The organism is Cellulomonas sp. (assembly GCF_965229465.1).
Taxonomy (GTDB): Bacteria; Actinomycetota; Actinomycetes; order Actinomycetales; family Cellulomonadaceae; genus Cellulomonas.
Genome location: NZ_OZ245882.1, coordinates 220,148 through 244,438, shown reverse-complemented (window position 1 = coordinate 244,438; position 24,291 = coordinate 220,148). Strand labels below are relative to the sequence as shown.

The following is a 24,291-nucleotide window of genomic DNA, read 5'->3' as shown; positions in this document are numbered from 1 at the left end:
GCCGGGGCGCCCGACGGATACCCTGACGCACGTGTCGAAGCCCGTCATCCGCGCCCAGGACCTGCTCGTCGGCTACGGCGGGGCGCCCGTGTGCGCACCCGTGTCGTTCACGCTGGCGCCCGGCAAGGTCATCGCCCTCGTCGGCGCCAACGGCTCGGGGAAGTCCACCGTGCTGCGGGCGGTCATCGGGCTGCTCGAACCGTCGGGCGGGTCGCTCCAGGTGTTCGGCGCACCCGTGGACGAGCGCGACGTCGGATTCCGCACCAAGGTGGCCAGCGTCCTCGACGACGACGCGTACTTCCCCGCACTCACCGTCTCCGAGCACCTGTACCTGACCGCCCGCGGGCACGGCGTGCACGGTGCCCAGGACGTGGTGGCCGGGCTGCTGTCGGAGTTCGGCCTGGCCGACCACGCCAGGTCGCTGCCGGTCGCCCTGTCCTCCGGGCAGCGGCGCCGGCTCCTGCTGGCCGCGGGGTTCGTCCGGCCGCGCTCCCTGCTCGTCCTCGACGAGCCCGAGCAGCGGCTGGACCGGGCGATGCGCGACCGGCTCGCCGCCCGGATCGTCGCGGAGAAGACGTCGGGCGGCGCCGTCCTGCTGGCCACGCACGACCCGGACCTGCTCCGTGCGGTGGCCGACCGCGCCGTGCACGTGGCCGACGACGTGACCCGCCTGCTCCCGACCGACCAGGCGGCGGACCTCATCGCTCGGGAGAACCCGTGACCGACGTCGTCGACGCCCACGGCGACGAGCCGGCCGTCCAGCCGTTCGAGGTCGGTGAGGTCCCGTCCGCGAAGAGCATCCGCCGCTTCACCGCCCAGGCTGCGAACGCCCGCGGCGGCGCGCACGTCGGTGACCTGCTGTCCAGCGTCTACTACGCGGTCATCAGCATCGCGATCAGCGTCGGGCTGGCGCTCGGCTTCGCGCAGGCCATGCGCGCGTCGCTGCCGCCGTCCCCGGACGTCGAGGCGCCGCTCTCGTTGAGCCTGGCCACGCTCGTCGTCGTCATCATCGTGGCGCTCGCCGGTGCTCTGCTGTCGCTGGCAGGCCGGCTGGGTCCGGTCGGAGCCGGGGGAGCGGAGGCCGCCTGGTGGCTCGGGCTGCCCGTCGACCGGCGGGGGCTGCTGCGTCCCGCCGCACGACGGCTGCCGCTGCTCGCCGGGTTCGTCGGCGCGGTGCTCGTCGCGCTCCTGGACGCGGGCCTGCTCGCGGACCCCGGCCTGCGCGTGGTGCGGGTGGCGGCGACCGCCGCACTCGTGGCCGCCGGCATCGTCCTGGTCGCGGCGGTCGGGCAGTCGGCGAGCGTCTCGCGGCGCTCGATCGCGCTGGCCGGCGACGTGCTGCTCTTCCTCGCCCCCGTCGTGGCGGTCGTGCTCGCACGGATGGGCTGGTCGGTGGACGAGGTGCCGAGCGCTCCGTGGTGGTTCGTCGTCGGGCTGGTCCCGGTCGTCGCCGGGCTGGCCGTGATGGTCGACCGGCGGCTCGGGCGGATGCCCGCGCGGAGCCTGCGCGAGAGCGGCTCGGTGGCCACCCAGGCCGTCGGCGCCGTGGTGTCGATGGACTCCCGCGAGCTCGGCCGCGCGCTGACGGACGGCGCGGCAGCCCCGGTGCGACGGTGGGTCTCCCGGCTGCGCACGGCGCGCGGACCGGTCTCCGCGCTGATCACGGCCGACGTCGTGGTCCTGCGCCGGTCCGCACGGCACGTGGTGCAGCTCGTGGTCGCCGCGCTGGTCCCCGTGCTCGTGAGCACCGTCCCGCAGCTCGCCAGCAGCGTCGGCGTCCTGCTGGCCCTGCTGATCGCGGGCTCGGTGGCGATGAGTGCGACCGGAGAGGGCGCCCGGCGTGCCGAGATGGCACCCATCCTCGACCGTCTGCTGCCCATCGACGCCAAGACGGTCCGTCGCCTGCGCATGGTCGTGCCGGCTGCAGCGATGGCGCTCTGGTCCGTCGTCGCGTTCGCCGCAGTGGGCCGGTGGGCGTCCGACGTGCCCGGCTGGATCGCGCTCGGGCTGGCCTCGACGCCGGTGTGGGCCGCAGCGGCCGTCCGCGCCTCGTACCGGCCGGCCCCCAACTGGGGCGGTGCCCTGGTGTCCACCCCGATGGGCGCGCTGCCCACGGGCGTCGCCACGGTGCTCGCCCGCGGACCGGACCTCGTCGTGCTCTGCCTGCTGCCGGTCTGGATCGCGGTGCTGCTGCGGACGGTGAACGCGACCCTGCTCTACTCGCAGATCATCCTGTCGATCATTGCGGTGGCGGTCGCCTCGTCCATCCGCACGCGCTCGCTCATGGAGACCCTGATGGACGCCCAGGAGCAGGAGCGGGCGGGAGCCCGCCGGTGACCCGGATCGTCGCGGGGTCGGTGGGCGGCCGCGTGCTCCAGGTGCCGCGCGCGGGGACCCGACCGACGAGCGAGCGCGTGCGGGAGGCCCTCTTCTCGCGGCTGGAGCACCTCGACGTCGTCGACGGCGCCCGCGTGCTCGACCTCTGTGCCGGGTCCGGTGCCCTGGGGATCGAGGCCGCCAGCCGCGGCGCCACGCACGTGACCCTGGTCGAGTCGGCCCGGGACGCCGCCGACGTGTGCCGCCGCAACGTGACGACGCTCGGGCTGGCGGACACCGTGCAGGTGGTCGCCGAGAAGGCCGAACGCTTCGTCCTGCGGGCACCGACGACGCCGTGGGACCTGGTGCTCATCGACCCCCCGTACGACCTCGCGGAGGCCGACCTGGCCGGCGTGCTGACGGGGATCGGACCGGTGCTGTCCGCGCACGGGGTCGTCGTCGTGGAGCGGGCGTCCCGCACCCCGGAGCCCACGTGGCCGCCGACACTGGCCAGGTTCGACCGCCGCGCGTACGGCGACACGGTCATGTGGTTCGCCGAGCTCGTGGAGGGCGCTCAGTCCTGACCGCGGTGCGGCTGCCGCGCGTTCCCGTGGTCGGACGCGACGGCTGGCCTACCCTGGCGAGGTGACCACTGCCGTCTGCCCCGGGTCGTTCGACCCCCTCACGCTCGGTCACGTCGATGTGATCCGACGCGCCCGTTCGATGTTCGACGAGGTCGTCGTGGGCGTCGCCCGCAACTCCACCAAGGCCTCGTTGCTGCCCGTCGAGCAGCGGGTCGCCCTCGTGCGTGACGTGTTCTCGGGCGTGGACGGCGTGCGGGTCGAGGCTGTCGACGGGCTGCTGGCCGACTTCGTCCGTACGGTGGGTGCGGTCGCGGTGGTCAAGGGCCTGCGCGGTGGCGCCGACTTCGACGCCGAGCTGCCGATGGCGCTGATGAACCGGCACCTGTCGGGTGTCGAGACGGTGTTCGTCGTCGGCGACCAGGCCTTGGCGCACATCGCGTCGTCGCTGGTCAAGGACGTGGCGCGCTACGGCGGCCCGATCGACGACCTCGTGCCGGGCGTCGTGGCGGACGCCGTGCGGACAGCACTTCGAGGAAGGGACGCAGGATGACCGACGAGGATCAGACCACCCGGCCCGAGGGCCTCACCGGCGTGCTGGACGCGATCGCCTCGGCGGTCGCGAACGCGCGGGCGATGCCTATGTCGTCCTCGGTGCTGGTGAACCGCGCCGAGCTGCTCGACCTCGTGGACCAGGCGCGCGACGTGCTGCCCAGCCAGCTCTCGCGGGCGGACGAGGTGCTGGCCGACGCCGACGCCGCCCGGTCGGTCGCCCAGGCGGACGCCGACGCGCTGCTGGCGCGGGCGCGAGAGCAGGCCGCTGCGCTCGTCGACCAGGAGGCCGTCGTGGTCGCCGCTCGGGAGCGCGCGGCGCAGGTGGTCGCCGACGCGGAGGAGACCGCGGAGCGGCTGCAGCGGGAGGCGGACGACTACTGCGACCGCCGGCTGGCGGACTTCGAGATCGACCTCGGCAAGGTGCTGAGCCAGGTGCAGGCGGGCCGGGCCAAGCTCGCAGGACGGCTCGGCGTCGACGAGGCCTGAGGTCGGCGGCGCGCGCGGCCGGCGAGTGAGACCTGCGCCACTCGCGACGGATTTGGGCCGCCCCTGACCTGTGCCGTAGAGTCATCCGTTGGTTCTGCCGCTCATGGCTGGACCGAGATCAACGAGGGGACCCCGGCCGTGTCGCGCCCTGTTCGCCTCGATCCCCGTTCGCCGCTCGTGCTCGATACCCACGAGCTCGGCCGACGTCCGGGATCGACGAGGACCGTGCAGCGCACCGTGCCGGCCCCCCAGGATCTCGGTACCGACGTGATCGGCATCCCCCTCGGGGCCGACGTCGAGCTGGATCTGCGGCTCGAAGCGGTCATGGAGGGGGTCCTGGTCACCGGATCTGTCCGTGGCCGGGCGATCGGGGAGTGCGTGCGCTGCCTGAGCGAGGCCGTCGTGGATGTCGACGTCTCGCTCACGGAGCTCTACGTCTACCCCGAGCGCGCGGCGGTCGCGGCCGAGGACGGCGACGACGAAGAAGACGTGCGCGAGCTCGAGGATGACATGATCGACCTCGAACCCGCGTTGAGGGACACGGTGGTGCCGGCTCTGCCGTTCCAGCCGCTGTGCCGCCCTGACTGCCCCGGCCTGTGCTCCGAGTGTGGAGCGCGACTGGCGGACGACCCTGACCACTCGCATGAGACGCTTGATCCTCGCTGGGCCGCTCTGGGCGGCCTCGTGGGCTCGAACGACGAGACGAAAGAGAGCTAGCCGTGGCTGTTCCGAAGCGCAAGATGTCGCGCAGCAACACCCGTGCGCGTCGGTCGCAGTGGAAGACCACTGCCACGACGCTCCACACCTGCCCGCAGTGCAAGGCCAACAAGATGCCGCACACGGCGTGCCCGTCGTGCGGTACCTACAAGGACCGTGCCTACGCCGAGGCCGTGCGGACCGAGTTCGAGGTCCGCTGAGGCTCGAGCTCGTGGCTCCTTGAGCCCAGCTCGTCCGCCGTGGAGCATTCGATGACCGGAGGACCGGCGTGAGTGCCGCGGCAGAACTTCTCGAGAAGCTCGGGGTCCATCTGGACCCCGAGCTTCTTGTGCTCGCCCTGACCCACCGCTCGTTCGCGCACGAGGCGGGTGGCCTGCCGACCAACGAGCGCCTCGAGTTCCTCGGGGACTCGGTCCTCGGGCTGGTGGTCACCGAGCGGCTGTACCGCGCGCACCCGGACCTCCCGGAGGGTGCGCTCGCGAAGATGCGGGCCGCCACGGTGTCGCAGCGCGCGCTCGCGCTGGTCGCGCGGGACCTCGACCTCGGCAGCTACGTGCTGCTGGGCAAGGGCGAGCTGTCTACGGGCGGGCCGGACAAGGACTCGATCCTGTCCGACACGCTCGAGGCCGTGTTCGGCGCCGTGTACCTGAGCCACGGCGTGGAGACGGCGCGGACGCTCGTCGAGCGCCTGGTCGGACCCTCGCTGGACGCGGCTGCGGGTCTCGGTGCCGGCCTCGACTGGAAGACGTCGCTGCAGGAGCTGTCCGCGGCGCTGGGGCTCGGGGCGCCGAGCTACGAGGTCACGGGCGAGGGTCCGGACCACTCCCGCACGTTCACCGCCCGTGCGGTGGTCGCGGGGCAGCCGCGGGGCGTCGGGGTGGGACCCGCCAAGAAGCTCGCCGAGCAGGACGCGGCTGCGGACGCGTACCGGGTGCTCGCGGCGCTCGAGCACTCCTGACGTGCCCGAGCTGCCCGAGGTCGAGACCGTCCGGGACGGGCTCGCCCGGCACGTGCTGGGCCGCACAGTCACGGCGGTCGAGGTGCGCCGCGACTACAGCGTCCGGCGGCACGACGCAGGTCCGCTCGACTTCGCCGGTCGGCTGCGGGGGCGCCGGCTGGACGCGGCGGTCCGGCGCGGGAAGTTCCTGTGGCTCCTGCTGGACCAGGGCGACGACGCCCTCCTGGCGCACCTGGGCATGAGCGGGCAGCTGCTGGTCCGCGAGCCCGGGGCAGCCCGACCGGAGCATCCGCACCTGCGGGTCCGACTGGAGCTCGATGACGGCGCCGCCGTCGACTTCGTCGACCAGCGCACGTTCGGCCACCTGAGCGTCCCCGACCTGGTGCCCACGACCGACGGTGCACCGGGCGGCCTCGGGTCCCCGCTGCCGGTGCTCCCCGAGCCGGTCGCGCACATCGCCCGCGACCTGCTGGACCCGGCCGTCGACCACGACGCGCTGGTCGCGGCGGTGCGGCGGCGCAGGACCGGCCTCAAGCGCGCGCTGCTGGACCAGACCCTGGTCTCGGGCGTCGGGAACATCTACGCCGACGAGGGCCTCTGGCGTGCGCAGCTGCACTACGCGCGCCCGACCGAGACCCTGCGGCGCAGCGAGGTGGAGCGCGCGCTGGAAGGTGCCGGTGCCGTGATGACCGAGGCGCTGGCCCAGGGTGGGACCAGCTTCGACGCCCTCTACGTCAACGTGAACGGCGCCTCCGGCTACTTCGACCGCTCGCTGGCCGTGTACGGGCAGGAGGGCCGCCCCTGTCCCCGGTGCGGCACCTCCGTGCGTCGCGACGAGTTCATGAACCGCTCGTCCTACACGTGCCCGCACTGCCAACCGCGCCCGCGGCGGGGTCGCTTCTAGCGCTCGACCACGTTGCGCAGCTTTCCGCCCGACAGGAACGCGGTGAGGTTCGCCGTGATCAGGTCGCCAGATCCCATGGGCCGGCCCCCGGCCGCGTGCGGGCTGATCAGCAGGCGCGGCTCGTCCCACAGCGGCGAGTCGGCGGGCAGGGGCTCGGTGTCGAACACGTCCAGCGCGGCGCCTGCCAGCCGTTCCTCGCGGAGCGCGACGAGCAGGGCGGCCTCGTCGAGCGTGGCGCCGCGGCCGACATTGACCACCCATGCGTGCCGGGGGAGCAGGGACAGCACGCCGGCGTCGACCGCGTGCTGCGTCTGCGGTGTGGCGGGCAGCAGCGAGACCAGCACGTCGGTCAGGGGAAGCTCGTCCGGGAGGTCGAACGTCGAGATCACCGGGAAGCCGTGGCGGTCTCCGGCAGTCGTGGCCACGCCGGTGACCTGGGCGCCCAGCGCCGCGAGCAGCGGTGCCAGCCGGGCGGCGATCGACCCGAAGCCCCAGATCAGCACCCGGGCCCCGTCGAGCGTCCGGATCGCCTGTCCCGGCCGGGTGTCCTGCATGCCCCCCAGCTCGCCGGCCCAGCGGTGCGCGTCCTGCGCACGCACCAGGTCGGGGAGCCGGCGGGCGGCGGCCAGGAGCAGGGCCAGCGTGTGCTCGGCCACCGGTCCGTCGTGCAGCCCGCGGCCGGACGTGAGGACGACGTCGTCGGCGAAGCCCGCCGCCAGGGCGGCGTCCGGCCCGGCGGCGAGCGTCTGCACCCAGCGCAGCCGGGTCAGCCGGCGCGCGGCGTCCGCGGTCTGCTCGGGCCCGTTGCCCCAGAGCACGAGCGCGTCGGCGTCGAGGGCGTCGTCGGGCACAGGTTCACCCACGTCGTACCGGACAACCCGGACATCGGGCGGAACGGTCGGGTCGTCGGACAGCGTGGTCGGCAGCAGCAAGGTGGTCACTCTCGTTACGATGCCACCGTGCCCCACATCAGCGCCTCCGCAGGTCCTATCACTGTGATGATCGTCGACGACCACGAGGTGGTCCGGCGTGGGATCGCCGAGGTGGTCGACCGGGCGGACGGCATGTCCGTCGTCGCGGAGGCCGGATCGGTCGCCGACGGCGTCCGGCGGGCCGCCCTGGTGCGTCCGCAGGTCCTGCTCGTGGACCTCCAGCTGCCGGACGGCACGGGCATCGAGCTGCTCAGCGCGCTGCGCGAGCAGCTCCCGTCGGCCCGCGCGATCGTGCTCACGTCCTTCGACGACGACGACGCCCTCGCGGCCGCGCTGGACGCCGGTGCAGCCGCCTACCTGCTGAAGTCCGTGCGCGGCGCGGAGATCACGGACGTCATCCGCGCCGTCGCGGCCGGCCGGATCCTGCTCGACGAGCGGACGGTCACCCGCCGCAAGGCCGGGCACGACGACCCGACGGAGAGCCTCACGCCGAGCGAGCTGCGCGTGATCGACCTGATCGGTGAGGGTCTGTCCAACCGCGAGATCGCCGAGCGCCTCGGCGTGGTGGAGAAGACCGTCAAGAACCACATCACGTCGCTGCTGGCCAAGATGGGGCTGCAGCGGCGGACGCAGGTCGCGGCGTGGGTGGCGTCGCGCAAGCACGCCGGGTGGCGGGCCGAGCCCGGTCACTGACGCGCGGGCCGCCGCTCAGCCGAGCGGGGCCTCCCACGTCAGCAGCGTGCCGCGGCCCTCGGGCGGGGCGCCCAGGCTGAACGTTCCCCGGTGCTGCCGGGCGCGCGAGACGAGGTTGCCGGTGCCCGAGGTGCGGTCGCGGCGTGCGGGCAGGCCGACGCCGTCGTCCTGCACCTCGACCAGCACGACTCCCAGAGGCCCGGTCCCGCGCACCGTCACCCGCACGGTGACCGACGCGGCGTGCGCGTGCCGGGCGGCGTTCGCCAGTCCCTCGCGCACCACCGCGACCACGTCGGAGGCCAGCGCCTGACCGACCCGCTCGTCCAGCTGGTCCTCCTCGACGCCACCGTCGACGAGCACGACGCCGTCCAGGCTGACGATGAACGAGGGCGCGAACCCGAGCCCGGTGCGCGCGAGCGACGCCTCCCGGCGCAGCCGCTCGACCAGCCCGGAGGCTGCGTCGGGGTCGTGGAGCTCGTGCACGATCTGCCGGATCTGGCGCACCGACGCGTCCACGTTGTCGAGGGCGTCGTCGACGATGCCGGTCAGCTCGGTCGCGTCCACGCCGCGCGCGGCTCGTCGCCGCACCGTCTCCAGCTGCATGCCGGTGGCGAACAGCTGCTGGATGGCGAGGTCGTGCAGGTCCCGGGCGATCCGCTCCCGCTCGTCGAGCAGGGAGGCCAGGTCCTGGGCGTGCCGCGCGCCCGCCAGCACGTACGCCAGGGCGGCCTGGGCGGCGAACGACTCGGCTGTCGCCAGGTCGCTCTCGTCGAACGGGGTGGCCCCGATCCTGCGCAGGAGGATGAGCACGCCCATGTCCTGCCCGGAGGACCGCAGCGGTGCGTAGAGCGCAGGACCGAACGCGCGCATGACCGGCACCGCGACCGTGCGGGCCGCCGACAGGGAGGGCGTGAGCAGGCCCTTGCCCTCCGTCATGACGGTCCAGGCGCGTCCGCCCGTGGGCATCCTGGCACCGAGGATGCGCTCGCTCTCGTACCCCACGGCCAGCTCGATGAGCAGCTCCCCGCCGACACCGGGAAGGGCCAGCGCGGCGGTGTCGGCTCCCGCGAGGTCGAGGGCCGTGGCCGCGATGTGGTCGAGCGCCTCCTCCTCGTCGATGCCCTCCAGGAGCATGGTCGTGATGTCCTGACCCGCGCGCAGCCAGTGCTCGCGCCGCTCGGCCTCGGCGTACAGCTGCGCGTTCGCGACGGCCACCCCCGCGGCCGCGGCCAGCGCGACCACCACGTCCTCGTCGGCCTGGGTGAAGCCGCCGGCCTTCTCGGACAGGTAGAGCTGGCCGAACACGCGGGCGCCCACGCGGACGGAGGCGCCGAGGAAGGAGCCCATCGGCGGGTGCTCGCGCGGGAAGCCACGGAAGGCCGGGTGCTCCCGCAGGTCGTCGAGCCGCAGCACGCCCGTCTCCGGGATCTGGCCGAGCACGCCCTGGGCGTGGGGCGCTGTGCGCAGGGCGCCGGCGACGGCGGTGGGGACCCCGGTGAAGACGAAGGTGGTCGAGGTGCCGTGCGAGTCGAGCACGTTGAGGGCGCCGTACCGGGCGCCGGTGAGCTCGGCGCTGACCTGCACGAACCGCTCGAGCACGACCGGCAGCTCGAGCTCGCTGGCGACCGCCAGGATGGCGCCGAGCAGGTCGGTCAGGGCGTCGCCGGTGAGGAGGAGCGCCGAGTCCGGCGCCTCGGTGAGCCGGCCCTCGGGAGTCTCATCGCGCACGCTGGGCCTCCCTGTCCTGGTCCGCGCGTTCGCGGTCCAGCGACTCACGGTAGCCGGGCGTCGAGGCGGTCAGCTCGGCATGCGTACCGCGCGCCCGGATCCTCCCGTCCTCGAGCCAGAGCACCTCGTCGGCCGCGCCGAGCGGGGTGAGCCGGTGCGTGACGACGACCACGCCGCGCGGGTCGGCCAGCAGGTCGGTGACCAGGGCATCCGCGCGGTCGGGGTCGAGGTGCTCGGCGGGCTCGTCGACGAGCAGGAGCCCGGCCGGCGACAGCAGCGCGCGGGCGACGAGCAGCCGTCGGCGCTCACCGCCGGACACGGTGCGGGCGTCGGGGCCGAGCAGCGTGTCGAGCCCGTCAGGGAGCCCCGCCAGCCAGCCGTCGAGGCCGACACGTGCGAGGACCGCCACGGCGTCCGCCTCGGTGACGTCGCCGCGCGCGACCCGGAGGTTCTCGAGCACGGTGGTGCCGAACACGTGCGCGTCCTCGGTGCCGACGACGACGGCGCCGACGACCGTCTCACGGGAGAGGTGGTCGACGTCGCGCCCGCCGAGGGTGAGCGATCCACCCCGCCGCGGGAGCAGGCCGGCCAGGGTCAGGAGGGTGGTCGTCTTGCCGGTGCCCGACGGTCCGACGATCGCGACCGAGCGGCCGGCGCGCAGGTCGAGGTCGAGACCCTCGACGACGACGGGTGCGCCGGGCCAGCCGGCTGCGAGGTCGACGGCGACGAGCGGGGGAGCGGCGGGACCGGTGTCCGTCGGGGTGGACTCTGCGGGGGCGTCCAGCAGGGCGAGGATCCGGGCGGCGGCCGCGCGTGAGCGCTGCACCTGGATCGCCGCGGCGGGCAGCAGCGCCGTGGCCTCGAACGCGGCGAGGGGCGTGAGGACGACGACGGCGAGCTCGACCGGGGAGAGCAGCCCGGCACCGACCGCCGGCACGCCGGTGACCAGCGCGACGAGCACGGCGATGCCGACGGCGAGCTGCCCGAGCCCCGCGGCCAGCGCGGCCGCACCGGCACCGGCGTCGGTCGCGGCAGCCAGGCGGCGGTCGGCATCCCGCAGCGCCGCGAGCTCGTCGCTCGCGCGCCCGCCGACCCGCAGCGGCCCGGAGTCGTCCAGCAGTCCCAGGGCGGTCGCCGTCATGTCCGCCCGGCTCGCCAGCGCGAGACGCTCGGTCACCCGCGCCGCGCGGGCCGCGACCAGCGGCGCCGCGACGCCGGCCAGCACGAGGCACCCGGCGAGCGCGAGCCCGGCCGGCAGCCAGAACGCGCACATCGCCAGGACGGTGCCCGCCCCGAGCAGGGTGGCGACCCCCGCCGGCAGCAGGCCACGCACGACGACGTCACCCACCGTGTCGACGTCCGCTCCCACGCGAGCCAGCAGGTCGCCGCGGCGCAGCCGGAGCAACGCGTCGGGCCGGGCAGCCGCCAGCCGCTCGTAGAGCGTGGTGCGCAGCTGGGTCATGCCGCGCAGGGCGACGTCGTGGGACACCAGGCGCTCGAGATACCGCAGCACCCCGCGGCCGATCCCGAAGGCCCGCACGGCGACGGTGGCCACCGACAGCTGGAGCACGGGCGGCATCTGCGAGGCGCGCGCGATGAGCCAGGCGGACACGGCGGCCAGGGCGACACCGCAGCCGAGTGCGAGCGTCCCGAGCAGCAGCGCGAGCGCGAGGCGTCGCGGATCGATGTCCAGGAGCCGCACCGCGCGCCGCAGCGTCCCGCGCGTCATGCGAGCACCTCCGCGGCCGCGCGCACCCGCACGACGTCGTCGGCGGCCGCGACCAGCGAGGGTCGGTGCGCCACCAGCAGCACGGTCCTGCCCGCGTCCCGCAGCGCCCGCACCGTGTCGAGCACCACCTGCTCTCCGGCCGTGTCCAGGTGGGCGGTCGGCTCGTCGAGGATGACGAGCGGGGTCGGTGCCAGCAGCGTGCGGGTGAGGGCCACGCGCTGCCGCTGGCCGAGGCTGAGGCCCTCCCCGCCGCGGCCCAGCGGCGTCGCCCAGCCCAGCGGGAGGTCCGCGAGCACGGCATCGAGCCCGGTGAGCGCAGCGGCGGTCGCACGCGAGGCGTCGTCGCCCCCCACCAGCTGCGCGATCGTGCCGGGCTCGAGCACGGGGCGCTGGGGGAGCCACGTCACCTGCGCCCACAGCGAGGCGGGGTCGACGTCCGCCAGGTCGACGCCGTCGATCGTGGCGCGGCCGGCGTCGGGACGCAGCAGCCCGAGGGCGACCTCGAGCGCGGTCGTCTTGCCCGCGCCGCTCGGCCCGGTGAGCGCGACGACGGTGCCCGGTCGCAGCACCAGGTCGAGCTCGTGCGGGGTGCCGGCGACGCCCACGCCGTCGAGCCGGAGCGTCGCGGTGCGCAGGTCCGGGGCGGTCGTCGTACCCGCCGCCGGGACCGGGGTCTCCAGCACCTCGAACGCCCGGCCGGCCGCCGCGACCCCGTCCGCTGCGGCGTGGAACTGGACCCCGACCTGGCGCAGCGGCAGGAACACCTCGGGCGCGAGGACGAGCACCGCGATGCCGGTGACCAGGTCCAGGTCGCCCTCGACGAGCCGCAGCCCGATGCCCACCGCGACCAGCGCCACGGACAGCGTGGTGAGCAGCTCGAGGACCATGCCGGACAGGAAGGCGATGCGCAGGGTCCCCATCGTGGCCATCCGGTGCGCGTCGCCCAGCTGCCGCACCCGAGCACCGGGACCGCGCTCGCGGCCGTGCGCCCGCAGCGTCGGCAGCCCCGCCAGCAGGTCGAGAACCTGCGCACCGAGCCGCTGCATGCTCGCCAGGCCCTGCTCCGAACGCCCCTGGGTCAGCCGTCCGACGAGCACCATGAAGATCGGGACCAGCGGCAGCACGACGAGGAGGATCGCGGCGGAGACCCAGTCCAGCCCGAGCACCACCAGCAGCACACCGGGGGTCACGGTCGCGGCCAGCACCAGCTGCGGCAGGTACCGCACGAAGTACGGCTCGAGCGCGTCGAGCCCGCGGGTGGCCAGCGTGACCACCGACGGACCCTCGCCCGATGCCAGCCAGCGCGGTCCGAGCGCCACCGCGTGCGCGACGACCTGCTCGCGCAGCTCCCCGACGGTGCGGGCGGCCGCCCGGTGCGCGAAGCGCTCCTGCAGCGCGGTCACCAGGGCGCGGACCACCACCACGCCCGCCAGCCAGGCGATCGTCGGGGCCAGCACCGCGAGCGTCGCGCCGTCCGTCACCGCGTTCCCGAGCGTGTGCGCCAGGAGCAGCGCCTGAGCGACCACCAGCGCCGCCGTGACCACGCCGAGGGCGGCGGTCAGCGCGACGTACCCGCGGGCGGCACCGGCGTGCCGCAGGAGACGCGGGTCGAGCGGTCTCACTGGTCGGAGGACGGCTTGTTCAGCACGGGGACCTTCTCGAAGGTGAGGCCGGTGTGGGCGGGGATCTGCTGCGAGGAGATGCGCTTGCGGAACACCCAGTACGTCCAGCCCTGGTAGAGCAGGACGAGCGGGGTGAGGATCGCAGCCACCCAGGTCATCACCGTGAGCGTGTAGTTGGTGGACGACGCGTTGGTGACCGTCAGCGAGTTCGCCGGGTCGAACGCCGGCATCACGTCGGGGTACATCGAGCCGAAGATCAGGACCACCGCGGCGACGATCGCGACGGCCGAGGCGGTGAACGCCAGGCCCTCCTTGCGGCGCTGCGCGGCGACCACCAGCACGACGAGCGCTCCGGCGGCGACGACCACCGCGGCCCACGTCCACGGCACCGAGTAGGCCACCTGCGCCCAGACGGCCCACGCACCGGCGACGACGAGGGTGACCACGGACGACCGGGCGGCGAACGCCCCGGCGCGCGCGCGGATGTCCCCGTCCGACTTGAGAGCGAGGAACACCGCACCGTGCGTGAGGAAGATCAGGGCCGTCGTCGCGCCGCCGAGCAGCGCGAACGGGTTGAGCAGCGCCCAGAACCCGCCGACGTACTGGTGGTCGGTGTCGAGCTGTACGCCGCGGACCAGGTTGGCGAACGCCACGCCCCAGAGCACTGCGGGCACCCACGAGCCGACGATGAGGCTCCGGTCGGCCAGGGAGCGCCACCGGTCGTCGTCGATCTTGCCGCGCCACTCGAACGACACCACGCGCACGATCAGGGCGAGCAGGATGAGCAGCAGCGGCAGGTAGAAGCCCGAGAACATCGTGGCGTACCACTCCGGGAACGCCGCGAACGTGGCGCCGCCGGCGGTGAGCAGCCACACCTCGTTGCCGTCCCAGACGGGGCCGATCGTGTTGATCATGACGCGGCGGTCGCGGTCCTTGGCGGCGCGGTCGCCGCGGGACAGCAGGCCCAGCAGCATGCCGACACCGAAGTCGAACCCCTCGAGCACGAGGTAGCCGGTCCACAGGACCGCGATGAGGATGAACCAGACGGTCGTGAGCTCCATGGTCGTCGGCTCCGCTCAGTACGCGAACGACAGCGGACGGTCGGCGGCGTCCGGGTCGTTGTCGGGGTTGTCGGGGCTGGGGTCGTGCTCGGTGTCGGCGACGCCCTCGATGGTGTAGCGGTGCATCAGGCGGTACCAGAACACGGCGAGCACCCCGTAGAGCAGGGTGAACGCGATCAGGCTGGTGAGGATCGTCCCGGCGCTGGTCACGGTCGACACACCGCGCGCGGTGAGCAGCCAGACGCCGTCCACGCCGCTCGGGTTCGGGTTGGGCGCGACGACCCACGGCTGGCGGCCCATCTCGGTGAAGATCCAGCCGAACGAGGACGCCAGGAACGGGGTGAGCAGCGCGACGATGCCGAGCCGGCCGAACCAGACGTTGCCGTTGACGCGGCCCTTGCGGGTGACCCAGAGGGCGACCAGGGCGAGTGCGGCGGACCCGGCACCGAAGCCGATCATCAGCCGGAAGGACCAGTACGTGACGAGCAGGTTCGGCTGGTAGGAGATCGGGTTGCCCTCGTCGTCGGTGAAGCCGTACTTCTGCTCGTAGTCCGACTGGAGGTTCTGGACGCCGGGCAGGGGGGCGTTGAAGTCGCCGGTGGCCATGAACGACGTGAGGCCGGGGATCTCGATGACGTGGTTGACGCCCTCGCAGGAGTTGCTCAGGTCGCCGATGGCCAGGATCGAGAACGGTGCGCCGCCCTCGGTGGTCTGGCACAGCGCCTCGGCCGACGACATCTTCATGGGCTGCTGGTCGAACATGAGCTTGGCCTGCCAGTCGCCCGAGAGCGCCACGCCGACGCCCGACACCAGCATGACGATCACGCCCAGGACGACCGCGGGCCGGTACACGTCGCGCGCCTTGTCCGCCTGTCCCGCCCGCACCAGCCGCACCATCCACCAGGCCGCGATGCCCGCGACGAAGGTGCCGGCGGTGAGGAACGCGGCGGCGATGGTGTGCGGGAACGCGGCGAGCACCGTGGGGTTGGACAGGACGGCGCCGATGTCGACCATCTCGGCGCGGCCCGTGGTCTCGTTGTAGATCGAGCCGACGGGGTGCTGCATCCACGAGTTGGCCGCCAGGATGAAGAAGGCGGAGAGGTTGGTGGCGATCGCCACGGCCCAGATGCACGCGAGGTGGATCCTCTTGGGCAGCTTGTCCCAGCCGAAGATCCACAGCCCGAGGAACGTCGACTCGACGAAGAACGCGGCGAGCGCCTCCATGGCCAGCGGGGCGCCGAACACGTCGCCGACGAAGCGGGAGTACTCGCTCCACGCCATCCCGAACTGGAACTCCTGCACGATGCCGGTGGCCACACCGATCGCGAAGTTGATGAGCAGGAGCTTGCCGAAGAACTTGGTCAGCCGCAGCCAGCGCTCGTTGCCCGTGCGCACCCATGCCGTCTGCATGATCGCGACCAGCGGCGCGAGCCCGATCGTCAGCGGCACGAAGATGAAGTGGTAGACGGTCGTGATGCCGAACTGCCATCGAGCGACGTCGAGCGTGTCCACGGGCCCCTCCGGGGGTGCGAGGCGGTACGGCGGGTCGGGTCCGAGGGTGCCCACCCGGCCCGGTGGGTCGACCGGGCCTGACGTGCGGACCTGGGGAAACGCTAGGACCACGACCAGTCTGCCCCTGGGACCAAGGTCCCGGAAGACGGCAGGCCGTCAGAAAGACGGCAGGGCGCGCCGGGTGCCGACGGGACGCCGCGCGAGATGCCCTGTGCGATACTGACCACGGCTCCTTGGACGACCACACCGCCCCGGGACCCTTGAGCTCGCAGCACCAGCATGTCGTGCGCGCCAGCCGCCGCCCTGCCGCCCGCTGGTCCCCGATCGGGACCGACGGCTCCGGCGTCGCAGGCGATGGCGCCGACCGGGTGCAGCAGCCACGACCGCCGACTTTCCGTCGCCGCGCAGCACGCGTGCGACGACCGACCGACCGAGTGCCGCCGCGAGTGTGGGTGGCGTTGCTCGGTACCCAGGAGCACTTCGCGTGACCGACGAGAACACCCCCACCACTGACACGACGACGACCGTCGGGGGTGAGGCACCGCCCGCGGCCCCGCGTCGACGCCGGGCCACCCGCGTGACCGCCGCCCCCAGCACCGAGGCTGCGGCCGACGCCGTCGTCACGGTCCCCGCCGTCGCCGAGCAGCCCGCCGCGGCAGCCCCGGCCGACGAGCCGGTGGCCCCGGCCGAGCCGGCTGCCACCGCGGCGCCCGTGAAGAAGTCGCGCCGGGTCACCCGCACCGTCGTCGCGGTCCCCGTTGAGGACGCCCCGGCGCCCGTCGTCGAGGAGCCGGCGCCCGTTGTCGAGGAGCCCGAGGCCGTCGTCGAGGAGCCCGAGGCCGCGGCCGAGGAGCCCGAGCCCGTCGCCGCCCAGCCCGCCCCCAAGGCGGCCCCGCGTCGCCGTCGGTCCGGCACCCGGGCCACCGCGGCGCCCGAGCCCGAGCCCGCCGAGCCCGTGGAGGAGGACGCCGAGCAGGCGCCGACGCTCGACGTGCTCGCCGAGCTGGCCGCGACCGCGCCCTCGGCCGAGCAGGCCAACGCCACGACCAGCTCGACCTCGACCGGCCGGCGCTTCGCGACGACCGCCCTGCTGTTCCAGGCCCCGGACCCGTCCGCGGCCCGTCCGCGCCGACGCCGCGCGCAGGCCGGGACCGGTTCCCCGGAGGAGATCTCCGAGGCCGCCCGCCGCGCCGAGGTCGAGGCCGCTGAGGCCAGTGAGGCTGCCGAGGTCACCGCCCAGCCGACCGAGGTCGAGGCCGTCGAGCAGGCCGGGACGTCGTCGTCGCGGGGCTCGCGCCGACGCGGCCGCCGTGGTCGTGGCGCCGACGCGGCGCGCGCCGAGGACGAGGTCGTCGACGAGGCCGTGACCGACGAGGTCGTGGCCGAGGGCGACGCCGTTGACGACACCGAGACCGACATCGCTGCGGACGTCACCGACGAGGTGGAGCTGGACGAGGACGACGAGGTCGAGACCACCGAGCCCGGTGCGCCCCGCCGCCGTCGCCGTCGCGGTGGCCGTGGACGGCGGAGCCGGCCCGACTCCGCCGGGTCCGCCGACGACTCCGAGGACACGGACGAGGACGCCGACGAGGCCGCCACGTCCGACACCGAGCCCGACGCCGACGACGCCACGGACGAGGACGGCGGCTCGAGCCGTCGCCGTCGCCGTCGTCGTCGCGGGTCGTCGCGCGGCGAGTCCGGCGAGCAGAACGAGCCGCGCGCCGCGCGCACCCGCGCGCCCAGCGACGAGGTCACCGCGCTGCGCGGCTCCACCCGGCTCGAGGCCAAGCGCCAGCGCCGCCGGGACGGCCGCGACGCGGGCCGCCGCCGCCAGATCATCACCGAGTCCGAGTTCCTGGCCCGCCGCGAGTCCGTCGACCGCTCGATGATCGTGCGGGAGAAGAACGCCCGCACCCAGATCGCGGTGCTCGAGGACGGCGTGCTCGTCGAGCACTACGTGTCCAACCAGGCGCAGGCCTCGATGGTCGGCAACGTCTACCTCGGCCGCGTCCAGAACGTGCTGCCCAGCATGGAGGCGGCGTTCGTCGACGTCGGCAAGGGCCGCAACGCGGTCCTCTACGCCGGCGAGGTCAACTGGGACGCCGCGGGTCTCGAGGGAGGCTCGGCGCGTCGCATCGAGCAGGCCCTCAAGTCCGGTGACCCGGTGCTCGTGCAGGTCACCAAGGACCCGATCGGGCACAAGGGCGCCCGGCTGACCTCCCAGGTCACGCTCGCGGGCCGCTACCTCGTGTACGTGCCCGGTGGCGGCATGACCGGCATCAGCCGCAAGCTTCCCGACACCGAGCGCAACCGCCTCAAGAAGATCCTGCGCGAGATCGTCCCGGACTCCGCGGGCGTCATCGTCCGCACGGCGGCGGAGGGGGCCAGCGAGGACGAGCTGCGCGCCGACATCGCTCGCCTCCAGGGTCAGTGGGAGGCCATCGAGAAGAAGTCGAAGACCGCGTCGGCCCCGGCCCTGCTCCAGGGCGAGCCCGACATGGCCATCCGCGTGGTCCGCGACATCTTCAACGACGACTTCTCCTCCCTCGTGGTGGAGGGCGCCGAGGCCTGGACCACGATCTCGTCCTACATCGACGAGCTCGCCCCCGACCTCGCGCAGAAGGTCACCCGCTGGGAGTCCGACACCGACGTGTTCGCGGTGCACCGCATCGACGAGCAGCTGGCCAAGGGCATGGACCGCAAGGTCTGGCTGCCCTCGGGCGGTTCCCTGGTGATCGACCGCACCGAGGCCATGACGGTGGTCGACGTCAACACCGGCAAGTTCACCGGCTCGGGCGGCACGCTCGAGGAGACGGTGACGCGGAACAACCTCGAGTCCGCCGAGGAGATCGTCCGCCAGCTCCGGCTGCGCGACATCGGCGGCATCATCGTCATCGACTTCATCGACATGGTGCTCGAGTCCAACCGCGACCTGGTGCTCCGCCGCCTGGTGGAGTGCCTGGGCCGCGACCGCACCAAGCACCAGGTCGCCGAGGTCACCTCGCTGGGCCTGGTGCAGATGACCCGCAAGCGCGTCGGCCAGGGCCTGGTCGAGGCGTTCAGCGAGACGTGCGAGCACTGCCACGGGCGCGGCTTCATCGTGCACGACGAGCCGATCGAGAAGAACAACCAGCGTCCCGACGCCGGCGTGCAGCAGCAGCCGACGACGTCCGGCGAGGGCGACGGCAAGCGGTCGCGCCGCAAGCGCGGCGGTTCCACGGAGCAGGTCGCGCACGCGCCGCACGCGGGTGTGCCCGTGCTGCCCGAGGCCCGCGAGGCGGTCAAGGCCACGCTGGCGACGATCGCCGCGGCGGCCGCGCACGCCCACGACCACGACCACGACCACGAGCAGCACGCCGCCGTCGCGGTCGACGAGCCCGAGGCGGTCGACACCGAGACGCCGAGCGCGCCGGGTCTCGACGTGTTCGCGGAGTTCGCCGGGGTGCAGGAGCCGGTGGGCGTCAACGACGCAGCCGTCGACGAGCTCGAGCTGACGGCGGTTCCCGCCGACCTGTTCGAGTCCGACGACGAGCCCGAGGACGAGGCGTCCGAGCCGGGGGACGGCGACGGTCTCGAAGAGCACTGACCGCGGGGCTCGTGCCGGTCGTTCCGGCACGAGCACCCCGCCGGGACGTGCGTTCGGTCACGTACCGGGCGGGGCGAGCGGTCAGGTTTGACCCTGCGCCGTGCGGTCCGTACCCTAGAACGTCGGCGCGTCGTGTACGCGCTGGTCATGTGTGCCGCCATCGCGGCGCCGACGCGAACCCCCACGGGAACCGGTGAGAGCCGGTGGCAGCGGGATGTGCGCGGGCGCAGGCAAGGCACCAACAGAACGTATCGACCCAAGTAGTTCGACGAGCAGAGATGAGCAGCAACGTGGTGTACGCGATCGTGAAGGCTGGCGGCCGCCAGGAGAAGGTCGCTGTCGGCGACGTCGTCGTCGTCGACCGCCTCGCCGCGCAGGCCGGGTCGACCATCGAGCTGACCGCCCTGCTGCTCGTCGACGGCGAGAAGGTCACCACCGACGCCAAGGCCCTGGCCAAGGTGAAGGTGACGGCGGAGGTCGTGCGGGACGAGAAGGGTCCCAAGATCGACATCCTCAAGTACAAGAACAAGACCGGGTACCGCGTGCGCCAGGGTCACCGCCAGAAGCTGACCCGCCTCAAGGTCACCGACATCTCCTGATCTCGCGCCGTCGGCCGTACGGCCACAGGCACGCAGCCCCCATTCTCTGAGCACGAAAGCAGGTTCGTCATGGCACACAAGAAGGGCGCGAGCTCCTCGCGCAACGGTCGCGACTCGAACGCCCAGCGCCTGGGCGTCAAGCGCTTCGGTGGCCAGGTCGTCAAGGCCGGCGAGATCATCGTCCGCCAGCGCGGCACGCACTTCCACCCCGGCGTGAACGTGGGCCGTGGCGGCGACGACACGCTCTTCGCCCTTGCCCCCGGCGCCGTGACCTTCGGGACGCGCCGTGGCCGCAAGGTCATCGACATCGTCGTGGCGGCCGAGGTCTGAGCCGTAGTGCAACGGACGGTGCGGGTCGCGGAGCGGCACGCGCCGGAAGTGGAACGAAGGCGATGACCGACCGTGGATCAGCGGTCTGAGCAGGTCATGACGACGCGGCATCGGTCCGCGTCGGGTCATTCGTGGAAGGGGCGCACCGATGCGGTGCGCCCCTTCCGCGTGTGAGTATCAAGAAGTAGCAATGGCAAGGGAGGTTCAGCCGTGGTGACATTCGTCGACCGGGTCGTGCTGCATGCGACCGGCGGTGACGGTGGGCACGGTTGTGCATCCATCCACCGGGAGAAGTTCAAGCCGCTCGCGGGCCCCGACGGGGGCAACGGCGGCAACGGTGGCTCGGTGATCATCGAGGTGGACCCCCAGGTCACCACGCTGCTCGACTACCACCACTCGCCGCACCGGCACGCGCCGTCCGGCACGCAGGGCATGGGCGACCACCGCTCCGGCTCGACCGGCGTCGACCTGGTGCTCGGCGTCCCCGACGGCACCGTGGTCAAGTCGCCCGACGGCACGGTCCTCGCGGACCTGGTCGGCGTCGGCGCCCACTACGTGGCCGCGTCGGGTGGCCGGGGTGGCCTGGGCAACGCCGCCCTCGCCTCGCAGCGCCGCAAGGCCCCGGGCTTCGCGCTGCTGGGTGAGCCGGGCACCGAGCAGGACATCGTGCTCGAGCTCAAAACCATCGCGGACGTCGCCCTGGTGGGGTACCCGAGCGCCGGGAAGTCCAGCCTCGTCGCCGCGATCTCCGCGGCGCGTCCCAAGATCGCCGACTACCCGTTCACCACCCTGGTGCCCAACCTCGGCGTGGTGCAGGCCGGTGGCGCGCGGTACACCGTGGCCGACGTCCCCGGTCTGATCCCCGGCGCGTCCGAGGGGCGCGGGCTGGGACTGGAGTTCCTGCGGCACATCGAGCGCTGCGCGGTCCTCGTGCACGTGCTCGACTGCGCGACCCTCGAGCCGGACCGTGACCCCCTGTCGGACCTCGAGGACATCGAGGCCGAGCTGCGGACCTACGCCGGCGACCTGACCATCGAGGGCGGTCGGGTGCCGCTGCTGGACCGCCCCCAGATCGTCGTGCTCAACAAGATCGACGTCCCCGAGGCGCGCGAGCTGGCCGAGCTGGTCAAGCCCGACCTCGAGGCTCGCGGGTTCCGGGTCTTCGAGGTGTCGACCGCCAGCCACGAGGGTCTGCGTCTGCTGACGTACGCCCTCGGGGAGATCGTCGACAAGGCCCGTCGTGACGCGCCGGCGCCGGAGAACACCCGCGTCGTCCTGCGCCCGAAGGCCGTGGACGACGCCGGGTTCACGGTGACGCGCCGCGAGGTCGAGGGTCAGGGCGTGTACTACTGGGTGCGGGGCGAGAAGCCCGAGCGCTGGGTGCGCCAGACCGACTTCACCAACGACGAGGCCGTCGGGTACCTGGCGGACCGGCTCGCGCGTCTGGGTGTCGAGGAGAAGCTGTTCGCCGCGGGCGCCGTTGCCGGCGACGAGGTGCGCATCGGCCCCGAGCACAATGCGGTCGTCTTCGACTGGGAGCCCACGCTCATGACCGGGTCGGAGTTCCTCGGCGGACCTCGCGGGGTCGACCTGCGCATCGAGGACCGGTCCCGGCCGACCCGCGGCGAGAAGCGCCAGGAGTACAAGGAGCGCATGGACGCCAAGACCGAGGCGCGCGAGGAGCTGTGGACCGAGCGCGAGGCCGGCGTCTGGACGGACGCGGCCAAGGAGTGATGTCCGGGACCCGGATATTCGCGTGACCGGCACCTGCCACGCGGCAGAATGCCGACCGTGACCGTCGATGCCCTGGTGGACCGCCAGCAGCTGGTCTCGGCGTCCCGGGTGGTCGTCAAGATCGGCTCGTCGTCGCTGACCACTCCCGACGGCCGGCTTGCCCCCGAGCGGCTGACCGCGCTGGTCGACGTGCTGGCCGCACGGCGCGCGGCCGGCGGCCAGGTGGTGCTGGTGTCCTCCGGTGCGATCGCCGCGGGTCTCGGCCCGCTCGGGCTGGCCGCCCGCCCGCGTGACCTGGCGACGCAGCAGGCGGCGGCCTCCGTCGGCCAGGGCCTGCTGGTGGCGCACTACACCGCCGCGTTCGCCCGGCACGGGCTCCAGGTGGGCCAGGTGCTGCTGACCGCCGACGACACCGTGCGGCGCGTGCACTACCGCAACGCTCACCGCGCGCTCACCCGGCTGCTCGACCTCGGCATCGTGCCCGTCATCAACGAGAACGACGCCGTGGCCACCGACGAGATCCGGTTCGGGGACAACGACCGGCTCGCCGCCCTCGTGTCCCACCTGGTGCACGCGGACGCGCTCGTCCTGCTCAGCGACGTCGACTCGCTCTACACCGGCCCGCCGACGCGCGACGGCTCCCGGCGCATCGCGTCCGTCGTCCACGCGGAGGACCTCGAGGGCATCGACGTGGCCTCGCGGGGGAGCGCGGTCGGCACCGGCGGCATGGTGACCAAGCTGGAGTCGGTCGCGATTGCCACCCAGTCCGGCGTCCCGGTGGTCCTCACGTCGGCCGCGCAGGCCGCACAGGCGCTGGCCGGTGAGGACGTGGGCACCTGGTTCACCGCCACCGGTCGCCGCACCTCGATCCGGCGGCTCTGGCTGGCGCACGCGGCGAGCACCCGCGGACGGCTGGTGCTCGACGCCGGCGCCGTGCGCGCGGTGCTCGAGCGGGGGACGTCGCTGCTGCCTGCGGGTGTGACCGGCGTCGAGGGGACCTTCGAGGCGGGCGACCCGGTCGAGCTCGTCGGACCTGACGGTCAGCTGGTGGCGCGCGGGCTGGTCTCCTACGACGCCGAGGAGGTGCCGCCGCTGCTGGGTCGATCGACGTCCGAGCTGCGCGCCGCCCTGGGCCCGGGGTACGACCGCGAGCTGGTCCACCGCGACGACCTCGTCCTGGTCCGCAAGCGCCGCTGACGGCCCGGTCTGCACCACGACGTCCGAGCATCTGATCGCTCCAGCGCTCACTTGCTCGGACGTTGTGCTCCGACCGTCGACGTCCGAGCAGATGGAGGCTCTGGGCACATCTGCTCGGACGGTGCGGGTGGTCAGACTGTTGCGCCGACCGGGGTCGGCGCGCGGCGGGTCAGGGGGTCGCGCAGGCCCAGGTGGTCGCGGAGCGTGCTGCCGGTGTACTCCGTGCGGTAGGCGCCGCGCTCCTGGAGCTCGGGGACCAGGGTGTCGACGACGTCGTCGAGGCCGCCCGGCACGATCCACGGCGTGATGTTGAACCCGTCCGAGGCGCCCGTGCGCACCCAGCGGATGAGCTCCTCGGCCACCGTCGCGGGGGAGCCGACGAAGCCCCGCTGACGCTCCTGGGCGATGACGAGCTGCCGGATGGACAGGTTCTCCGACTCGGCGCGGGCGCGCCAGGCCTGGGCGATCGCGCGCGGGTCGGGGGCGTGGCGGACGGTCCCGCGGGTCTGGCCGATCTCCGTGATGACCGGGTCGTGGCGGGGCACGGGGCCGTCGGGGTCGTAGCCCGAGAGGTCCTCGCCCCAGACCTAACGGCGCGTCTGGCGCCGCGCCGACCGGTCGTGGCCCCCTCCGGTCCGGCCGGGGACGTGCTGCGGCTGGAGCACGTGACCAAGGAGTTCCGCGTGGGCCGGGCGCCGTTCCGCGCGCTCGACGGCGTCACGCTCGCGCTGCCGCGCGGGACCACGCTCGGCGTCGTGGGGGAGTCGGGGTCCGGCAAGTCGACCCTCGCCCGCATCGCGCTGCGGCTGGTGGAGCCGACCAGCGGCACGGTCCGGATCGACGGCGAGGACGTCACGCACACCCGCGGAGCGCGACTGCGGGCGCTGCGGCGCCGCGTGCAGCTCGTCTACCAGAACCCGTACGCGTCCCTGGACCCTCGGCTGTCGGTGGAGCGGATCATCACCGAGCCCCTGCACGCGTTCGGCGTCGGCGACCGGGCTTCACGGACGCGGCGCGCCTGAGCTACCTGGTCATCTCGCACGATCTCGCG

The 24,291-nt window shown here is 73.6% G+C and carries 23 protein-coding genes; 16 read left to right on the top strand and 7 right to left on the bottom strand.

Annotated features, from left to right (window positions below; all coding sequences use genetic code 11):
* Positions 1-31: 31 nt before the first annotated feature.
* The 9 genes from ACO06A_RS01105 to mutM all read left to right on the top strand — a co-directional run bounded on the left by ACO06A_RS01105 (position 32) and on the right by mutM (position 6,517).
* On the top strand, positions 32-721 hold the full coding sequence (locus ACO06A_RS01105) for an ABC transporter ATP-binding protein (protein WP_421734328.1): 690 nt from the start codon (positions 32-34) through the stop codon (positions 719-721).
* Entirely contained in the window at positions 718-2,337 is a 1,620-nt protein-coding gene (locus ACO06A_RS01100; RefSeq protein WP_421734327.1) for a DUF6297 family protein, read from the top strand. Before ACO06A_RS01105 ends, ACO06A_RS01100 begins: the two co-directional genes overlap by 4 nt.
* A complete protein-coding gene (rsmD, locus tag ACO06A_RS01095) occupies positions 2,334-2,900 on the top strand; it encodes a 16S rRNA (guanine(966)-N(2))-methyltransferase RsmD (protein ID WP_421734326.1) in 567 nt (188 codons plus the stop codon). Before ACO06A_RS01100 ends, rsmD begins: the two co-directional genes overlap by 4 nt.
* Positions 2,901-2,961: 61 nt before the next feature.
* On the top strand, positions 2,962-3,450 hold the full coding sequence (gene coaD / locus ACO06A_RS01090) for a pantetheine-phosphate adenylyltransferase (RefSeq protein ID WP_421734325.1): 489 nt from the start codon (positions 2,962-2,964) through the stop codon (positions 3,448-3,450).
* Positions 3,447-3,938: a hypothetical protein gene (locus ACO06A_RS01085; RefSeq protein WP_421734324.1), complete on the top strand. Its 492-nt coding sequence runs from the start codon at positions 3,447-3,449 to the stop codon at positions 3,936-3,938. The genes coaD and ACO06A_RS01085 overlap by 4 nt, the downstream gene beginning before the upstream one ends.
* 138 nt (positions 3,939-4,076) lie before the next feature.
* Positions 4,077-4,655, top strand: a complete 579-nt coding sequence (locus ACO06A_RS01080) for a YceD family protein (protein ID WP_421734323.1) — start codon at positions 4,077-4,079, stop codon at positions 4,653-4,655.
* Between the two features lie 2 nt (positions 4,656-4,657).
* A complete protein-coding gene (rpmF, locus tag ACO06A_RS01075; RefSeq protein WP_055913037.1) occupies positions 4,658-4,855 on the top strand; it encodes a 50S ribosomal protein L32 in 198 nt (65 codons plus the stop codon).
* Between the two features lie 68 nt (positions 4,856-4,923).
* Positions 4,924-5,613: a ribonuclease III gene (gene rnc, locus ACO06A_RS01070; RefSeq protein WP_421734322.1), complete on the top strand. Its 690-nt coding sequence runs from the start codon at positions 4,924-4,926 to the stop codon at positions 5,611-5,613.
* Between the two features lies 1 nt (position 5,614).
* Entirely contained in the window at positions 5,615-6,517 is a 903-nt protein-coding gene (gene mutM / locus ACO06A_RS01065; RefSeq protein WP_421734321.1) for a bifunctional DNA-formamidopyrimidine glycosylase/DNA-(apurinic or apyrimidinic site) lyase, read from the top strand.
* On the opposite strand, the gene ACO06A_RS01060 is transcribed toward mutM, so the two are convergent.
* Positions 6,514-7,458, bottom strand: coding sequence for an NAD(P)-dependent oxidoreductase (locus ACO06A_RS01060; protein WP_421734320.1), 945 nt, complete (start codon positions 7,456-7,458; stop codon positions 6,514-6,516). The genes mutM and ACO06A_RS01060 overlap by 4 nt on opposite strands.
* 57 nt (positions 7,459-7,515) lie before the next feature.
* Between ACO06A_RS01060 and ACO06A_RS01055 the strand changes: the two genes are divergently transcribed.
* A complete protein-coding gene (locus ACO06A_RS01055) occupies positions 7,516-8,142 on the top strand; it encodes a response regulator (protein ID WP_421736114.1) in 627 nt (208 codons plus the stop codon).
* Between the two features lie 15 nt (positions 8,143-8,157).
* On the opposite strand, the gene ACO06A_RS01050 is transcribed toward ACO06A_RS01055, so the two are convergent.
* The 5 genes from ACO06A_RS01050 to ACO06A_RS01030 are packed head-to-tail and all read right to left on the bottom strand — an operon-like array spanning position 8,158 to position 15,794.
* Positions 8,158-9,870, bottom strand: coding sequence for a GAF domain-containing protein (locus tag ACO06A_RS01050; protein ID WP_421734319.1), 1,713 nt, complete (start codon positions 9,868-9,870; stop codon positions 8,158-8,160).
* Positions 9,860-11,599 carry a thiol reductant ABC exporter subunit CydC gene (gene cydC / locus ACO06A_RS01045; RefSeq protein WP_421734318.1) on the bottom strand — a complete coding sequence of 580 codons (1,740 nt, stop codon included), beginning with the start codon at positions 11,597-11,599 and terminating at the stop codon, positions 9,860-9,862. Before cydC ends, ACO06A_RS01050 begins: the two co-directional genes overlap by 11 nt.
* A complete protein-coding gene (cydD, locus tag ACO06A_RS01040) occupies positions 11,596-13,221 on the bottom strand; it encodes a thiol reductant ABC exporter subunit CydD (RefSeq protein ID WP_421734317.1) in 1,626 nt (541 codons plus the stop codon). The genes cydC and cydD overlap by 4 nt, the downstream gene beginning before the upstream one ends.
* Positions 13,218-14,282 carry a cytochrome d ubiquinol oxidase subunit II gene (gene cydB, locus ACO06A_RS01035; RefSeq protein WP_421734316.1) on the bottom strand — a complete coding sequence of 355 codons (1,065 nt, stop codon included), beginning with the start codon at positions 14,280-14,282 and terminating at the stop codon, positions 13,218-13,220. Before cydB ends, cydD begins: the two co-directional genes overlap by 4 nt.
* 15 nt (positions 14,283-14,297) lie before the next feature.
* Positions 14,298-15,794 (bottom strand): cytochrome ubiquinol oxidase subunit I, encoded by a 1,497-nt coding sequence (locus ACO06A_RS01030; RefSeq protein ID WP_421734315.1) that lies wholly within the window; start codon positions 15,792-15,794, stop codon positions 14,298-14,300.
* 484 nt (positions 15,795-16,278) lie between these two features.
* Between ACO06A_RS01030 and ACO06A_RS01025 the strand changes: the two genes are divergently transcribed.
* The 5 genes from ACO06A_RS01025 (at position 16,279) to proB (ending at position 23,240) form a co-directional block, all read left to right on the top strand.
* Positions 16,279-19,380 carry an Rne/Rng family ribonuclease gene (locus ACO06A_RS01025; protein ID WP_421734314.1) on the top strand — a complete coding sequence of 1,034 codons (3,102 nt, stop codon included), beginning with the start codon at positions 16,279-16,281 and terminating at the stop codon, positions 19,378-19,380.
* Positions 19,381-19,670: 290 nt separating this feature from the next.
* Entirely contained in the window at positions 19,671-19,979 is a 309-nt protein-coding gene (gene rplU, locus ACO06A_RS01020) for a 50S ribosomal protein L21 (protein WP_343047979.1), read from the top strand.
* A gap of 69 nt (positions 19,980-20,048) precedes the next feature.
* Entirely contained in the window at positions 20,049-20,309 is a 261-nt protein-coding gene (gene rpmA, locus ACO06A_RS01015; protein ID WP_055913072.1) for a 50S ribosomal protein L27, read from the top strand.
* Between the two features lie 210 nt (positions 20,310-20,519).
* Positions 20,520-22,043 carry a GTPase ObgE gene (gene obgE / locus ACO06A_RS01010; RefSeq protein WP_421734313.1) on the top strand — a complete coding sequence of 508 codons (1,524 nt, stop codon included), beginning with the start codon at positions 20,520-20,522 and terminating at the stop codon, positions 22,041-22,043.
* A 57-nt stretch (positions 22,044-22,100) separates the two neighbouring features.
* Positions 22,101-23,240 (top strand): glutamate 5-kinase, encoded by a 1,140-nt coding sequence (proB, locus tag ACO06A_RS01005; RefSeq protein ID WP_421734312.1) that lies wholly within the window; start codon positions 22,101-22,103, stop codon positions 23,238-23,240.
* A gap of 131 nt (positions 23,241-23,371) precedes the next feature.
* Here proB and ACO06A_RS01000 read toward each other — a convergent pair whose 3' ends face one another.
* Positions 23,372-23,785 carry a hypothetical protein gene (locus ACO06A_RS01000; RefSeq protein ID WP_421734311.1) on the bottom strand — a complete coding sequence of 138 codons (414 nt, stop codon included), beginning with the start codon at positions 23,783-23,785 and terminating at the stop codon, positions 23,372-23,374.
* A gap of 75 nt (positions 23,786-23,860) precedes the next feature.
* Here ACO06A_RS01000 and ACO06A_RS00995 point away from each other — a divergent pair, with 75 nt between their 5' ends.
* Entirely contained in the window at positions 23,861-24,262 is a 402-nt protein-coding gene (locus ACO06A_RS00995; protein WP_421734310.1) for an ATP-binding cassette domain-containing protein, read from the top strand.
* Positions 24,263-24,291 lie beyond the last annotated feature (29 nt).